The sequence below is a fragment of the Sanguibacteroides sp. AM78-02pH3A genome (assembly GCF_027666085.1).
Taxonomy (GTDB): Bacteria; Bacteroidota; Bacteroidia; order Bacteroidales; family Marinifilaceae; genus Gabonibacter; species Gabonibacter massiliensis.
In genome coordinates this window covers 212,105-227,833 of record NZ_JAQEHX010000003.1, presented here as the reverse complement: position 1 = coordinate 227,833, position 15,729 = coordinate 212,105, and the positions used below count along the sequence as shown (strand labels likewise).

The 15,729-nt window shown below is 43.9% G+C and carries 12 protein-coding genes; 10 read left to right on the top strand and 2 right to left on the bottom strand.

Annotated features, from left to right (window positions below; translation table 11 throughout):
• Positions 1 to 140: 140 nt before the first annotated feature.
• Positions 141 to 2,171 (bottom strand): methionine--tRNA ligase, encoded by a 2,031-nt coding sequence (metG, locus tag PGR74_RS05965; protein ID WP_041504231.1) that lies wholly within the window; start codon positions 2,169 to 2,171, stop codon positions 141 to 143.
• 1,098 nt (positions 2,172 to 3,269) lie between these two features.
• Between metG and PGR74_RS05960 the strand changes: the two genes are divergently transcribed.
• From PGR74_RS05960 to mnmA, 6 genes are read left to right on the top strand one after another with little or no spacing between them, the layout of a single operon-like run.
• Entirely contained in the window at positions 3,270 to 4,160 is an 891-nt protein-coding gene (locus PGR74_RS05960; RefSeq protein ID WP_041505083.1) for a S66 peptidase family protein, read from the top strand.
• A 35-nt stretch (positions 4,161 to 4,195) separates the two neighbouring features.
• Entirely contained in the window at positions 4,196 to 5,965 is a 1,770-nt protein-coding gene (locus PGR74_RS05955; RefSeq protein WP_041504442.1) for a gamma-glutamyl-gamma-aminobutyrate hydrolase family protein, read from the top strand.
• Between the two features lie 28 nt (positions 5,966 to 5,993).
• The gene (locus PGR74_RS05950) at positions 5,994 to 6,626 is read left to right on the top strand and encodes an NUDIX hydrolase (RefSeq protein WP_041504229.1); all 633 of its coding nucleotides are present in this window, start codon (positions 5,994 to 5,996) and stop codon (positions 6,624 to 6,626) included.
• Between the two features lie 2 nt (positions 6,627 to 6,628).
• Complete coding sequence (locus PGR74_RS05945; protein ID WP_041504228.1) at positions 6,629 to 7,102, top strand: gliding motility lipoprotein GldH; 474 nt, start codon at positions 6,629 to 6,631, stop codon at positions 7,100 to 7,102.
• Positions 7,103 to 7,120: 18 nt separating this feature from the next.
• Positions 7,121 to 7,873: a tRNA (guanosine(46)-N7)-methyltransferase TrmB gene (gene trmB / locus PGR74_RS05940; protein ID WP_041504227.1), complete on the top strand. Its 753-nt coding sequence runs from the start codon at positions 7,121 to 7,123 to the stop codon at positions 7,871 to 7,873.
• Between the two features lie 39 nt (positions 7,874 to 7,912).
• The gene (gene mnmA / locus PGR74_RS05935) at positions 7,913 to 8,995 is read left to right on the top strand and encodes a tRNA 2-thiouridine(34) synthase MnmA (RefSeq protein WP_041505081.1); all 1,083 of its coding nucleotides are present in this window, start codon (positions 7,913 to 7,915) and stop codon (positions 8,993 to 8,995) included.
• Positions 8,996 to 9,177: 182 nt separating this feature from the next.
• Here mnmA and PGR74_RS05930 read toward each other — a convergent pair whose 3' ends face one another.
• Positions 9,178 to 10,155: a D-alanine--D-alanine ligase gene (locus PGR74_RS05930; RefSeq protein ID WP_041504225.1), complete on the bottom strand. Its 978-nt coding sequence runs from the start codon at positions 10,153 to 10,155 to the stop codon at positions 9,178 to 9,180.
• A 94-nt stretch (positions 10,156 to 10,249) separates the two neighbouring features.
• Between PGR74_RS05930 and PGR74_RS05925 the strand changes: the two genes are divergently transcribed.
• The 4 genes from PGR74_RS05925 (at position 10,250) to PGR74_RS05910 (ending at position 15,268) form a co-directional block, all read left to right on the top strand.
• Positions 10,250 to 11,665: an MATE family efflux transporter gene (locus PGR74_RS05925; protein ID WP_041504224.1), complete on the top strand. Its 1,416-nt coding sequence runs from the start codon at positions 10,250 to 10,252 to the stop codon at positions 11,663 to 11,665.
• Between the two features lie 313 nt (positions 11,666 to 11,978).
• Positions 11,979 to 12,917, top strand: a complete 939-nt coding sequence (gene mdh, locus PGR74_RS05920; protein ID WP_041504223.1) for a malate dehydrogenase — start codon at positions 11,979 to 11,981, stop codon at positions 12,915 to 12,917.
• Positions 12,918 to 13,118: 201 nt separating this feature from the next.
• Entirely contained in the window at positions 13,119 to 14,255 is a 1,137-nt protein-coding gene (locus PGR74_RS05915) for a hypothetical protein (RefSeq protein WP_041504222.1), read from the top strand.
• A 2-nt stretch (positions 14,256 to 14,257) separates the two neighbouring features.
• The gene (locus PGR74_RS05910; RefSeq protein WP_052634791.1) at positions 14,258 to 15,268 is read left to right on the top strand and encodes a Kelch repeat-containing protein; all 1,011 of its coding nucleotides are present in this window, start codon (positions 14,258 to 14,260) and stop codon (positions 15,266 to 15,268) included.
• The last annotated feature ends 461 nt before the right edge of the window (positions 15,269 to 15,729 follow it).

Here is a 15,729-nt window from a genome sequence, read left to right as displayed (position 1 = left end):
AGTTTAACATTTTATAAAAAGAGAGAGAGTTCTTTTTATTAGATGTTAATTTTTCCTATGAAAAAGGTGTCGTCCCGGCTATATTACAGGAACAACACCTCTTAAAAATATTTTTAAAATATGCTATTTTATTGCAGTTGTCAGCGAATTTCAGACCCGGGTTTTAACTCTTTTTCCGGAGCTACAAAAGAAAGAGTTCCGTCTGCATTCTCCGCCATTAAAATCATTCCTTGAGATTCTATCCCTTTCAAAGGTTTCGGCTCTAAGTTCACCAATATACTGACCTGACGTCCGACGACTTCTTCCGGGGTATAATATTCCGCAATACCGGACACAACCGTACGTTGATCTATCCCGGTATCCACGGTTAACTTCATCAATTTTTTAGTTTTAGCCACTTTCTCGGCGGCTGTGATTTTCCCCACGCGAATATCCATCTTTGAAAAATCTTCAAAACTGATATTGGCTTTTGCCGGAGCTGCTTTTACTGCAGCCAGTTCATTCGCTTTTTTCGTCGCCAACAGTTTATCGATTTGAGCTTGTATCTGGGCATCTTCAATTTTCTCGAATAACAACCCTGCTTCACCCAAACGATGTCCTGCCGGAATAACCTGGTCGCCCATAGCCTCCCAGGCTATCGGTTCTATATTCAAGAAACCTCGCAATTTCTCCGAAGAGAACGGCATAAAAGGCTCCATCAAGGTGGAAAGATCGGCTGAAACCTGAAGACATATATTCAAAATAGTCTTCACTCTCCCCTCGTCCGTTTTAATCACCTTCCAAGGTTCTGTATCCGCCAAGTATTTGTTCCCCAAACGAGCCAGATTCATAGCCTCTTTCAAAGCTTCCCGGAAATGAAAAGTATCCAGGTTCTTTTCCACCTGTTCGACAATCCGAGGAATCTCGTCCAATACTTCCCGATCGTAATCCGTCAGTTCTTCCCGTTCCGGTACCCGGTTATCGAAATACTTTTGTGTCAATACCAAGGTACGATTGATAAAGTTACCGTATATCGCTACCAATTCGCTATTGTTCCGGGTCTGGAAATCCTTCCAAGTAAAATCGTTATCTTTCGTTTCCGGGGCATTGGCCGTTAAAACGTAACGCAATACATCCTGTTTCCCCTCGAAATCACGTAAATACTCGTGTAACCATACCGCCCAATTCCGAGAAGTCGAAATCTTATCGCCTTCCAAATTCAAAAATTCGTTTGCCGGAACGTTATCCGGAACGATATAAGACCCTTCGGCCTTTAACATGGCCGGAAAGATTATACAATGAAACACGATGTTATCTTTTCCTATAAAATGAATCATCCGGGTCTCCGGGTCTTTCCAATATTTTTCCCATTCCGGCGTCAAATCTTTCGTGGCCGAAATATACCCGATCGGAGCATCAAACCACACGTAAAGGACCTTGCCTTCGGCTCCCTCGATCGGGACAGGTACACCCCAGTCCAAATCCCGAGTGACGGCACGCGGCTGCAAGCCGTTATCCAACCATGATTTACACTGTCCGTACACGTTCGGCTTCCACTCCTTGTGTTCTTCCAATATCCATTTCTTCAACCAATCCTCATACTCATTCAAAGGCAAATACCAATGTTTGGTCTCTTTCAGTTCCGGTTTGTTTCCGGTAATCGCCGAAACCGGATCAATCAGGTCAGTGGCATTCAAACTCGTACCGCACGCCTCGCATTGATCTCCGTATGCCCGCTCGTTTCCACAATGCGGACAGGTTCCGATAATATAACGATCGGCCAAAAATTGCCCTGCCTTCTCATCGTAGAATTGCATGGAGGTCTTCTCGATAAATTTACCCTCATCATACAATTTTTTAAAAAAAGCAGACGAAAGTTCGTGATGGGTTTTGGAACTCGTCCTTGAATAGATATCGAAAGATATCCCCAATTCGGCAAACGATTCCTTTATTATCTTATGATAACGATCTACAATATCCTGCGGCGTCACTCCTTCTTTCTGGGCTTTAATCGTGATAGGCACCCCGTGTTCGTCCGAACCTCCGATAAAAGCGACCTCCTCTCCTTTTTTTCTCAAATACCTCACATAAATATCTGCCGGCACGTATACCCCTGCCAAATGTCCGATATGCACCGGACCATTCGCGTAAGGTAACGCAGTGGTAACTAAATTTCTCTTGAATTTGCTCATATCTAAATTTGAGTTTGTAAAGTTAAACGCTCCTAACGTCCATAAAGCCACTCGTATTCAAAGTTCTATAACCTCGTAAACTTCATGATCTTTAAGAATTCGCAAAGGTAGAAAAATATTACCTAATCTGTGATTGTAATTTGCAAATTTTAGATCGCAGACTACAAATTGATTTACGATTCAATTCCGATTTTTATAATTTAAATCGTCCATCTGCAATCGCAAAGGGGATAACTCTTCCGGGACTCGCCGTGCTCGGACAATCCGTCGTCCGGTCGCTCCTAAAAGCAAACACGACGCTCGCCGTCCACTATGTATGCCCCTTCGTTTTTATCCCCGCTTCTTCAGTCCTCGATCGTCAAGAATCCAAAATCACCTAATCTCTTTAATCTTTGAATCTACAATTTACAATCGTCCATCTGCAATCGCAAAGGGGATAACTCTTCCGGGACTCGCCATGCTCGAACAATCCGTCGTCCGGTCGCTTCTAAAAGCAAACACGACGCTCGCCGTCCACTATGTATGCCCCTTCGTTTTTATCCCCGCTTCTTCAGTCCTCGATCGTCAAGAATCCGAAATCACCTAATCTCTTTAATCTTTGAATCTACAATTTACAATCGTCAATCTACAATTACAAAGGGGATACCTCTTCCGGGACTCGCCATGCTCGGACAATCCGTCGTCCGGTCGCTCCTAAAAGCAAACACGACGCTCGCCGTCCACTATGTATGCCCCTTCGTTTTTATCCCCGCTTCTTCAGTCCTCGATCGTCAAGAATCCGAAATCACCTAATCTCTTTAATCTTTGAATCTACAATTTACAATCGTCCATCTGCAATCGCAAAGGGGATAACTCTTCCGGGACTCGCCATGCTCGGACAATCCGTCGTCCGGTCGCTCCTAAAAGCAAACACGACGCTCGCCGTCCACTATGTATGCCCCTTCGTTTTTATCCCCGCTTCTTCAGTCCTCGATCGTTAAGAATCCGAAATCACCTAATCTCTTTAATCTTTGAATCTACAATTTACAATCGTCAATCTACAATTGTCAATTTACAATTAAAAATCTTATCTTCGTACAAAAATAAACACGTTCAATTATGTTACGACCTATATATTTACAACCGGGAGATAAAGTCGCTTTGATTTCCCCGGCGGGAGTTCCGAAAACAGACAACATTGACTATGCCGTAAACTTATTGCGTTCCTGGGAACTTATTCCGGTTTTAAGCAAGCACATCTACGCCCGAAACGGCCAACTCGCCGGAACGGATCAAGAACGATTAGAAGACTTACAGGTTATGCTCGATGACGACGAGATACGGGCTATCTGGTGTACGACAGGAGGATACGGAACTCTTCGTCTCGTCGAAGAAGCCGATTACTCCACCTTCCAGGGAAATCCCAAATGGATAATCGGGATGGACGACATCACCATTCTTCATGCAAAACTTCATTTTTTAGGAATCGAGAGTCTACACGCCTTTATGCCGGAAGATTACTCGATGACTTCACCGGAGGCGATGACTCAACTGAGAAATTTCCTGTTCGGAATCATTTCTTCATATTCCATCCCAGCTCACCCGTTAAATCGAACCGGATTCGCTGAAACGGAAATGGTCGGAGGCATGTTGAACTGGGTACACAGCTTACATGATACCAGTATAGATCATAATACGAGGGGAACCATTCTTTTCATAGAAGAGAAAGCAGATAATATATACGACATCGACCGCAGCATCCAATGTCTGAAATATGCCGGGCAATTACAACACCTTCAGGGATTAATCGTGGGAGAATTCGCGGAAAACGAAAATCCCGGATTCACAGAAGAGGTTTATCACCTTATTCGAAAGGCAGTGGAAGAGTACAGCTATCCGGTTTGTTTCGGATTTCCCGCAGGACACATTCGGAATAATTTTCCGGTTATATTAGGAGCCGATACCGTACTTTCCGTAACTCCTGAAAATTGCGAGATTCGTTTTACTTAATCATGAAATTAATTTTAGTAATATTGTTCAATCTAATGAATACACCTATCTATCCGGCAAATCTTAAAATTTTAAACGATGCCATCGATAACCGAATTTCAAATAACGATCGTCCTTTGATCGGTATCTCTTCCAACTTCAAGGAAGACAACTCTTGCATTGATAATACCTACGTACACTCCATCCTGCAAGCAGGGGGAATCCCCCTGTTGATTCCCATGCATACGGACATCGATTCCCTGAAGGATATTGTTTCCCGGTTGGACGGACTTATACTAACAGGCGGCGGAGATATAAATCCGCTATATGCCAGCGAGGAACCGATTCCGGCTCTGCAGGAGATGGATGCCGCCAGGGACCAATACGATTTTACACTCGTAAAATTAGCTGCGGACCGAAGAATTCCGGTGTTCGGCATATGCCGCGGACACCAAATCATTAATATCGCCTTGGGGGGCACCAATTACCAGGATATCTATTCCCAGTGCCCCGGAAAACTCCTCAAGCACAGCCAAAGCTTGAACAGGGAGTACGGATCTCATTCCGTAAACATTGAAGAAGGAAGCGTACTCGCCGACATATTCCGCCAAAAAAGCATAATCGTCAACTCCTTTCACCACCAAGCGATAAAAGAGGTGGCTCCCGGATTCAAGGTAACGGCAACCTCCCCGGACGGAATCATCGAGGCCATGGAAGGCATGCCGGAATATCCGATATTCAGCGTACAATGGCATCCGGAAAAAATGGCCCCTCTTCCCAACGAACAAATGCTCGGATTATTCCGCCATTTCATGAAAGAAGCCGACCTGTTCAAGCGGGCAAAAGCGGTACACAAAAGAAGTTTTATCATCGATTCCCATTGCGACACCCCGATGAAATTTACGGATGACTTCGATTTGGGAAAACGTACCTCTTTTACAAAGATCGATCTTCCCAAGATGCAAGAAGGAATGGTTGACGCCGTATTTATGGTCGCTTATCTAAAACAGGAGGATCGGAGCGAAACAGCCTCCCGGGCTGCCACCCAAAAGGCAATCGACATTCTTTACAAAATTGCGGAACAGGTGGAGCGGAACGCCGACCGGATCGGCTTAGCCTATACGTCGGACGATCTGATCCAATTAAAGAATGCAGGCAAGAAAGCCATTTTCTTGGGGATCGAAAACGGTTATGCAATCGGAAAGGAGATACGCAACTTAACCCTTTTCAAACAGATGGGAATATCCTATATTACTTTATGTCATAACGGAAGCAACGATATTTGCGATTCTGCCAAAGGCGAGGAGGAACACAACGGATTAAGCGAATTCGGGAAAGAGGTTGTCCGGGAAATGAACCGTTTGGGAATTATGATCGACATTTCCCACGCCAGCGAGAAAACGGTTTACGACGTACTGGAAACAAGTAAAGTTCCCGTCATCGCCTCCCACTCTTCTGCCAAAGCCCTTTGTGATCATCCCCGTAATTTGACGGACGATCAGATCAAAGCGATTGCGGCAAAAGGGGGTGTCGTACAAGTATGTTTATACAATTGGTTTATCGGTAAGCAACCGAATCCGAATATTTCAGACGCCATCGACCATATCAATCACATCGTTCGCCTCGTGGGAATAGACCACGTGGGTATCGGTACGGATTTCGACGGCGACGACACGGAAAAGCTAAAGGGCTGCAAGGCTTCCAACGAATTGATTTCCTTAACGGTAGAATTACTCCGCCAGGGATATACACCTGAAGAGTTGGACAAACTATGGGGAGACAACCTATTGCGGGTTCTGAACCAGGCGCAACAATATCAAGAGTAAAAACACCCGTAAAAAACAGCAGAAAAAAGTGACACTATCCCATATACAAGAAAAATTAGACCAGACCCTTCCCGGCGAAAAAGCACACATTCGCATGGCCCCCTATCCCAAATTTATCGAAGGGGTCGACGGAATACACACGGTTCCCCCGATTAAAAGTGCCGTTATGATATTGTTGGTACCCTATCGGGACGAGTGGGCTATTCCGTTTATCAAACGCGGAGAAGCCGGAAAATACCACGGAGGACAAATGGCCCTCCCCGGGGGAAAAAGCGAACGGGAAGATATCAATAGCCGAAGTACGGCCCTCCGGGAGTGTCAGGAAGAGATCGGCGTACCTCCCGAAGAAGTGACGATCATGGGAAGGTTAAGCGATGTTTATATCCCTTTGAGTAACTTTAATATTACGCCGTTTGTTGGAACCACACCGAAAATACCTAATTTTGTGCTCTCGAAAAATGAAGTGGAAGAAGTGGTTCTCGTCCCGTTAAGCGAGCTATTCGACGACAGGAATAAAACTTCCCTCTCTTTTTTCCGTCACGATTATGAAATCGTCGCTCCCGGTTACAGGGTCAGGGAACATTTCATATGGGGAGCGACAGCCATGATGATCGCCGAATTGGAATATTTGCTAAAAGAGGATGTAAAACCGTTTAGATAAGAATGAAGAATAAGATCTGTTGTTGGATAATATTACTGGGATGCACAGGATGCCATTTAGACCTCTCTTCCTATAAAAGCTACCGCACCTTATCAAAAGAGAGATGGATACGGGATAGTGTCATCGCATTTAAAGCACAGGATCTGGTTCCCGGAGAATACCAACTGAAAATCGGACTGCGGCACACGACAGACTATATGTACGCCAATTTAAGGTGTTTCCTGTCCATCCACCGCAACAATCAACCGATCAAAATAGACACGATCAACCTCATTCTGGCCGATGATAACGGAGATTGGTTAGGAGACGGGATGAAAGGTTTGAAAACAATTATTCAGCCTGTCGGGAAAATTGCCCCGCCGGACTCATGCTGCAGCTATACCTTCTACTTGTGGCACAGCATGCGAAATAAGGAGTTAAAAGGAATAAAAAATATAGGCATCGAGTTAGAGGCTTTCGGCAATACAAAAGAGTAATTTTTCAAATAAGAATACATGGGAAAAAACAAATTAGCCAAATTCGCTGAAATGGAGACGCTGGAAAACGTTTTCCAGCCTACTCACGAAGAGGTTTTTCGTACCGAATACGTGCTTAGAGGAAAATGGAACGAAACGGTATTCGGAAACGACCACCCGATCGTGTTGGAAGTGGGTTGCGGGAAAGGAGAATACACGGTAGGCCTGGCCCGGTTGTATCCCGAAAAAAATTTTATCGGATTGGATATAAAAGGAGCCCGGATGTGGACCGGTGCCAAAGCGGCTCAGGAACAACAACTGAAAAATGCGGCATTTCTCCGCACGCACGCCGAAGTACTGGAATCTATTTTCGCAACGGACGAAATCTCGGAAATCTGGATTACCTTTCCCGATCCGCAAATGGCTAAAGCGAGAAAACGACTGACCGGTACCCGCTTTTTAGCACTATACCAAAAAATATTGAAACCCGACGGAATCATCCATTTAAAAACAGATAGTCCTTTTCTATACCGTTACACGGATGAGGCAATCCGGGTAAATCACCTGCCTTATTTCGTCAACACGGATGATCTGTATCATTCCGGATATAACGATAAGATACTGAATATAAGAACTTTTTACGAACAACAATGGCTTGCACGCGGCAAAACGATAAAATACCTGCAATTCACATTAGAACATGCGACGGAATGGATTGAACCCGATATCGAACTGGAAAAAGACGATTACCACAGCGAAGCCCGGTTTATGAATAAAAAAGTCAACCCGTAACAGAAGGAATGTTCACTTCCTTTCACTAATCAACATCATATGGGAAAAAGAGTTTTAATGGCCATGAGCGGAGGAATAGACAGTACCGTCGGAGCCATGCTGCTGCAAGAACAAGGATACGAGTTGGTCGGAGTAACCTACCGGGTTTACGATCAGATTGCACAAGGATGCCTGGAAAAAGAGAAAGGGTGTTGTAGTGTCAACGCTCTTTTTGAAGCCAAAAACATGGCCCGTCAATTAGGATTCGAACATCATATTTTGGATATCCGAAAAGAGTTCGACGCCTTAGTCATCCGGAATTTCATCGACGAGTACCTGCATGGCCGTACTCCCAACCCCTGTGTTCTTTGCAACTCCACCATAAAATGGGGGAAACTGATGGATATGGCCGATTCCCTCTGTTGTGACTATATCGCCACCGGACATTACGCCCGCATCGGTCAGGAGAACGGACGTTATTTTCTCCGGAAAGGCATAGACGAAAGCAAAGACCAGACCTATTTTCTATGGTCGCTCACGCAGGAAAACTTAGCCCGGACAATTTTTCCGTTAGGAGAACTGACCAAACCCGAGGTGCGTCGGATTGCCCTGGAACGGGGATACGAACAACTCTCCCGAAAAAGCGAAAGCCAGGAGATCTGTTTTATTCCGAACAACGATTACCGCACCTTTCTAAACGAAAAGGTAGAAAATTTTACGGAAAAATACGGCCCGGGGCTTTTCGTCGATACCTCAGGTAAAAAATTAGGAGAACACAAAGGATTCCCGAACTACACCATCGGCCAACGAAAAGGATTGGGTATCGCTTTGGGACACCCCATGTTTGTCGTTTCCATCGACGTTGAAAAAAACGAAGTCGTTTTAGGAACCAAAGAAGAACTTCAAGGAAAAGAGTTTTATATAAAAGAGGCGAACTTAATGAAATATCCCTCGCTTCCCCCGGGCTTCGAGGTCACGGCCAAGATTCGTTACCGCAACCAGGGAGCCCTCGCCTCCGTCTATCCTGAAGGAAAAAAATTCCGGGTGGTTTTCCGCGAAGGCATGGATTCCATCACCCCCGGACAAAGCGCCGTCTTTTACGAAGGAACAGATGTCGTCGGGGGAGGAATCATTCGATTATAGACTAACGGATTCTATGATTTAATGATTCTGCGATTTAGTGATTCGATTTTAATCCCGAAATCGTCAATCACCTAATCTCTCAATCCCTTCATTGTAAATTTTAAATTGTAGATTGTAAATTAACGATTGCAGATTAAAAAAACAATACCCAATTTACAATCTACAATCGTCAATCTTTTCAATCACCGAATCATTAAAGAGTCGTCAATTATTTTCGTGAATATATCCCGTATGGAACCGCCCATAGCACGGACCATCTTGGGAATGAAGCTATTGGAGGTCATACCCGGAGTGGTGTTTACCTCTAACATAAAAATCTCGTTATCCCGCACGATATAATCGACACGAATAATTCCCCTGCAACGCAGGATGTCGTAGACAGCGGAAGATAAGCTTTTTATCCGGTCCGTCAACTCGTCGGGTATCGGAGCGGGAATGATCTCATCGGCCATTTTGGGGTCGTATTTCGCCTCAAAATCGAAAAATTCCTTTTTAGAAATGACCTCTGCAATAGGCATCACCAACTCCATGTCCCTACCCTTCACCACGCCACAGGTAAACTCCGTGCCGTCGATAAAACTTTCGATCAACACCTCATGGCAATGCTCAAAAGCCTTTTTTAAAGCAGCTTTCATCTCTCCGGTCTCTTTTACTTTCGATATACCGAAACTGGAACCGTCGGCATTGGGTTTTACAAAACAGGGAAGACCGACTTCCTCAATAATCTCTTCTACCTCATACTCCATTTTCTGGGTCAACAATACCGAATTAGCCACGTTTACCCCAAAACTTTTCAAATAGGTGTTACAGGTATGCTTGTCGAAAGTCAACGCGGAACAAAGCGTATCGCATCCCCCGTAAGGAACCCCCATCATATCCAAGTACCCTTGCAACATGCCGTTTTCACCGGGATTTCCGTGTATCGTTATATAAGCAAAATCAAAAATTACTTTTTCTCCGTCCTTCGTGAAAGAGAAATCATTCTTATCCACGGGATAATTCTTCTCCCCGATCACCACATGCCAATCCCGCCCTTTCAACAACATCAAATATTTATTATATCGGGTTTCATCGATCATTTCATATACATAACTTCCCGACTTTATCGAGACCACGTACTCGGAGGAATTGCCTCCCGCTATTACCACAACATTTTTCATCCGTCAATAAATTTGTAAACTCACGGACAAAAGTATAAAAAAGAGTTAGACTTTTAGCAAAAGGTTTATACTTTTGCAACTCTAAAAAACGACTATGGCTCAGACAAACGATCTTACTCGGGGAAGTATCAGCAAAGGCATATGGAGCATGGCCATTCCTTTGATTACCGCCTCATTCGTACAGATGGCTTACAGCATGACCGATATGATCTGGCTGGGACACCTGGGTAGTGAGAGTGTCGCCGCCGTCGGGGTTGCCGGATTCTTTACCTGGCTTTGCAATGCGCTCTCTTTTATCAGTAAGATCGGAGCCGAAGTCACCATCGCCCAATCTTTGGGAGCAAAGCAAAGAACCCGGGCCAGAATTTATGCCAACCAAGCCGCTCAATTATCTTCCATTATCGCTTTACTCTACGCCTGCTTTATCTGGTTTGCTGCCGATCTGCTGGTGGGTGTATTCCACCTGGAGTCCGACATCTCCTCCCTATCGGTCACCTACATGCGCATCATCGTCCCCGGTATCTTTTTTACCTTCAACAACAATACCTATAGCGGGCTGTACAACGGGCAGGGAAACAGCAAAACACCGTTGAAGATCGTGGCTACGGGTTTGTTATGCAATATCGTCCTCGATCCGCTTCTGATCTACGGGTACGGATTTATTCCGGCCATGGGTACCGCCGGAGCTGCTATCGCTACCGTATTTTCCCAGCTCGTTGTCTTCTCTATCTTTATCAGGAACCTCTACTTAAAGGAATCTTCCATCGGAAAACTCTATTTTATTACCCGGTTAAGAATCCGTTTTACCAAACGAATTGCCCTATTAGGATTACCGGTCTGTATGCAGAGCGGACTTTTCGCCATGTTCTCGCTCACGTTAGCCACCGTGGCCGCCCAATGGGGACATATCGGGGTCGCCGTACAAAGCGTGGGAGCCCAGATCGAAGCCGTTACCTGGATGACCGCTGCCGGATTCTCCACGGCACTTGCCGCTTTTGTCGGACAAAACTACGGGGCACGCGACTACATCCGGATCAAACAAGGGTATCATTATACCCTTAAATTAGCCGTCAGTATCGCTTTCTTCGCCGGAGCCGCCTTTTTATTCGGCAGCAGAAGTATTTTCAGCGTATTTATCAACGATCCCGCCACCTTAGATGCCGGAAGCGACTACCTGAAGATTTTGGCCATCTCGCAAATATTCTCCGCGATCGAGACCGTCACGGCCGGAGCATTCAACGGATGCGGCCGCACTACTCCTCCGGCTATCGTGGGTATTCTCCTCACGGGAGCCCGGATTCCCATGGCCTATTACCTCATCACCCTCCCCGCTTTGGGACTGAACGGTATCTGGTGGAGTATCTCTTTTTCCAGCGTGCTGAAAGGCGTCGTATTAGCCGTCTGGTATCACTCATTCCAAAAGAATTTACCCCGTATCCGCTTCCATTCCATCGGTATCCTCGGACGCATGCAAGCCGTTGCCACCCGTCTCTGGCAACAATTCAATTGAAATCCTCCCTTGACAGCATTTCCAGAATAACGACCGACTTCTTTCAATTTAACGAAAAGAGAAAAATAGATTCTAAAACAGACGAATAAAACGACTAATTCATACGGTTTCCATCCCTATACTTTTTTTTCAAAACCCCTGTCCCGAGTAAGAAATAATATATCCGACCAAGATATCTCTATTATTACAGAAAAAATTCTGTAATTTTTCGGTATAAAGATTGTTGATGTAAAAAATAAGGTATACATTTGGGTCGGCATTAAAGCTGACACTAAATAAAACAGGATAGTATAACAATAAAAAAATTGCAAAAATGAAAGTTACAGTTGTAGGAGCAGGAAATGTTGGTGCTACTTGCGCCAATTGCATCGCCGAAAAAGACATCGTCGGCGAAGTGGTTCTTTTGGACATCAAAGAAGGTGTTTCAGAAGGAAAATCTTTGGATATGTGGCAAACCGCTCCGATTAATCTTTATGACACCCGTATCAAGGGAGTTACCAACGATTACGAAGCAACCAACAATTCGGATGTAGTAGTCATCACTTCCGGTCTTCCCCGCAAACCGGGTATGAGCCGCGACGACTTGATCTCAACCAACGCCGGTATCGTAAAATCAGTAACCGAAAATATCATCAAGCACTCACCGAAAGCCATCATTATCATCGTTTCCAACCCGTTGGACGTGATGTGTTATTGCGCTTACCTGACTGCCAAAATCGACTCTTCCAGGGTATTCGGTATGGCCGGTATTCTGGACACGGCCCGTTACAGGGCTTTCTTAGCCGAAGCGTTGAATGTTTCTCCGAAAGACATTCAGGCCTTGTTGATGGGTGGTCACGGCGACACCATGGTTCCGCTTCCCCGTTACACGACTGTCGGCGGTATCCCCGTTACCGAATTGATTGAAAAAGAGAAGTTGGATGCCATCATCGAAAGAACAAAAGTGGGCGGTGGCGAACTGGTAAAACTGATGGGAACTTCCGCCTGGTATGCCCCGGGTGCCGCTGCAGCTCAAATGGTCGAAGCCATCATCCGCAACCAAAGACGGGTATTCCCTGTTTGTGCCATGCTGAACGGCGAATACGGCATGAAAAACATCTATTTGGGTGTTCCGGTCATCTTGGGTAAAAACGGTATTGAAAAAATTATCGAAGTTTCCTTGAACAAAGAAGAAAAAGCTTTGTTGGAACAATCGGCTAAAGCCGTGAGATCCGTAATGGATGTTTTGGACAACATGAAAATCTTTAACTAACAATAATACTTCACGATCATTCTGTTAGAACCGTTCCGGGGTACCGGAACGGTTTTTTGTTTACGCAAAACCCATTATTGATCTATAATGATATAATATTTCATACGAATATTGTTTGATATAATATTTTATCTATTATCTTTACACTTAATTTACACCAACAATGATATTATCATCACCAATGATAAAAATTCATATATCATGAAGAAAATCAATTCAATCAAACTGTTTACATTATTATTTACAATTGGATTATTCCATTGCTGTACAATAAAAGAAGAAGGAATTGCCAACGCGACACCCTCTCCATCAGAAATGAAAATAACAAATGGGATATTAATTTTACCTAATCATAAAGTATTAACTTCAATTCTTAATGATAAGATAGAAATATCCACAAATAATTTTGTAACTAAATTTACTTCTCAACAAAATCTATTGGACGAAATTATTGCAGCCGAACGTAAACAAATGGATTATTTAGATCAACTAAGCGGAAAAGCATTGGAACAAGCTCCGAAACATAGTGACACTTATAACGAAGCACTAAAAAAAGGGGTCATAAGAAAAGTATTCTATACCGATGGATCATCTTCCTACGATCTTAACCTTGCTGCTCCATATTATGCAAAAGTAGTCAATAATGAAGGCTTCTTTGCCGTCAATGACACCATATTCCAAGTCACAGCAAATCAATTCAAAATATGGTTTCAAGGTGATATCCAAAACACCAAACTCCTATCTGAATGCAAAATCTCTGATCCTAAAAAAAATATTCTCGTATATGATTATACTTCAAAACCACAAGCTCGTACAATATCTTTCCCTGCATCTCCACCCAATATTACATCTGGACTATCAATCATAAAAGACAATAAACGATATTCTTTTGTTTATTATGACAAAATGGCCTTAGCTCTTCCAGACAACTATATTAGAGAACTGTACATGCGTGCCATTGGACAAGAAAAAATTAACGGAACAAATTCTTATAATTTTAAATCGTTTGCTTTCAAAATAGGCATAAAGTTAACAACTGAGACAAATGGTGTTAGAAGTAATGAAATCATTCTATACTCGTTCAATACAGGGTCAAATGTATGGTTTACCATCTACCCGTCTTATAATTTATTTTTAGACGGAAAGAATCCCGTAACAACAAATGAACCGTATACATATGTTTTAACCGCCTATCCATATTTAGAGTTAACTGATCCGGTAGCTTTTAGCATGCTTGGTTTCACAAGATCTTCCATTTCGGACGTTTTTTTCAGAAATATTGAACGTGGAACCACTTCAACTTATGAAGTTAAAGACTTTACAGAAATACCTAATTAATCATGCCTCAATATTTTTTTTACATGTTTTTCTTCCTCTTTCTTATCGCATGCGATAAAGAAGAGATAAAACCGTCCGTTCCCCAGGGAAACTGGGAAAAAGGAAGAGCGCCCTCGATAGAAGCAAGGAACGAACCTGTTATCTTCACCGTAAACGAGGAGATTTGCCTGGGATTAGGACATTATAATGCCCTTTGGCCACAACACTTCAATCAATTCGTAAATTTCGATCTGAAGTCGGGCTGGAACCCCAACAAACACCTTCCGCCTTTTCCCGGTAAAGGCAGAGGAGAAGCTGTTGCCTTTACCATCGGGCATAAAGCCTACGTGGGTTTAGGCTATACTTTTTACTCGACAGACGATCCTTCGGCAGGATATTTTACGGATTTTTGGGTATACGACAGTCAGGAAAAGACCTGGACACGGTTGCCCTATGATTTTCCGGGAGTTCCCCGCCAACAGGCAGTCGCCTTTAGCCTGAACGGGAAGGGGTACGTGGGGAGCGGACTGTCGGCAGAGCGTAAAATCTTGGGAGATTTTTACGAATTCGATCCCCCAACGGGCTGGAAACGTATTGCCGATATCGACGAAAGACGTTACGGAGCCACCGCATTCGTTGCCAACGGAACGGCATACGTCTGCCTCGGAAAAACAGAGAACGGTTATATCCGTCATGTAACTAAATTCATTCCGGAAACCAAAACCTGGAAAGGCATTTTCACGACGGTTGCCACGGAAGAAGGCCCGATATGCATAAACGCCGCCTCTTTCGTCATCCGGCAAAACGGCACCGACTATCCCTATATCGCGGGAGGGGCAAAAACCGATACTCCGACCGAATACAAACCGTTATCCGACTGCTGGGGCTTAGATCCCAAAATAGAAACTTGGGTAAAGGTCGCCTCATTTCCGCATCCTGTCAGTAAAGGAATAGGGTTTACCAAAGAAGGAATAGGATTTATTCTATCCTTGGAGGAAGACTCCATGCAAACTTGGGAATTTGTCACCCACTAAATTAAATCCGACAATTCCATCTTCGATTTCCGGGTACTCCTCCGTTTTCGTGTCCGGAAATCTATTTCAAAGCCGATACCACGACCAATCATAACGTTAAGGAAGTGAAAAAAGAACCGTATCAAACCGCAAAAGATAAAACACCACAAACTATTTCAAGGATACCTTACCGAAATCATTGCCGCTCTTTTCTTCCCGTACATCATCCGGGAAAATACGAAATACGACAGAATAAACTCGGATATTACTTTATCAGTACAAGACAAAGCGAAGTAGATTCATTACCGTAAGGCAGATAACGGTCATAACGATACGAATTTCACCCTATTTTTTACAACCGTTCTAATTACTATTATTTTACGAATCCGGGAAAGTCAATTATCCTCTTTTATCTTCATAACTATTTCTTTTTGAAATTAACATCTTGATTTTTCGGATTTCGCCGAAAATGTTTATGTTTG

Coding starts and splice junctions, on each gene's coding strand:
- metG (WP_041504231.1), bottom strand. CDS start 2,171: ATGAGCAAATTCAAGAGAAATTTAGTTACCACTGCGTTACCTTACGCG.
- PGR74_RS05960 (WP_041505083.1), top strand. CDS start 3,270: ATGTTACGACCTATATATTTACAACCGGGAGATAAAGTCGCTTTGATT.
- PGR74_RS05955 (WP_041504442.1), top strand. CDS start 4,196: ATGAATACACCTATCTATCCGGCAAATCTTAAAATTTTAAACGATGCC.
- PGR74_RS05945 (WP_041504228.1), top strand. CDS start 6,629: ATGAAGAATAAGATCTGTTGTTGGATAATATTACTGGGATGCACAGGA.
- trmB (WP_041504227.1), top strand. CDS start 7,121: ATGGGAAAAAACAAATTAGCCAAATTCGCTGAAATGGAGACGCTGGAA.
- mnmA (WP_041505081.1), top strand. CDS start 7,913: ATGGGAAAAAGAGTTTTAATGGCCATGAGCGGAGGAATAGACAGTACC.
- PGR74_RS05930 (WP_041504225.1), bottom strand. CDS start 10,155: ATGAAAAATGTTGTGGTAATAGCGGGAGGCAATTCCTCCGAGTACGTG.
- PGR74_RS05925 (WP_041504224.1), top strand. CDS start 10,250: ATGGCTCAGACAAACGATCTTACTCGGGGAAGTATCAGCAAAGGCATA.
- mdh (WP_041504223.1), top strand. CDS start 11,979: ATGAAAGTTACAGTTGTAGGAGCAGGAAATGTTGGTGCTACTTGCGCC.
- PGR74_RS05915 (WP_041504222.1), top strand. CDS start 13,119: ATGAAGAAAATCAATTCAATCAAACTGTTTACATTATTATTTACAATT.
- PGR74_RS05910 (WP_052634791.1), top strand. CDS start 14,258: ATGCCTCAATATTTTTTTTACATGTTTTTCTTCCTCTTTCTTATCGCA.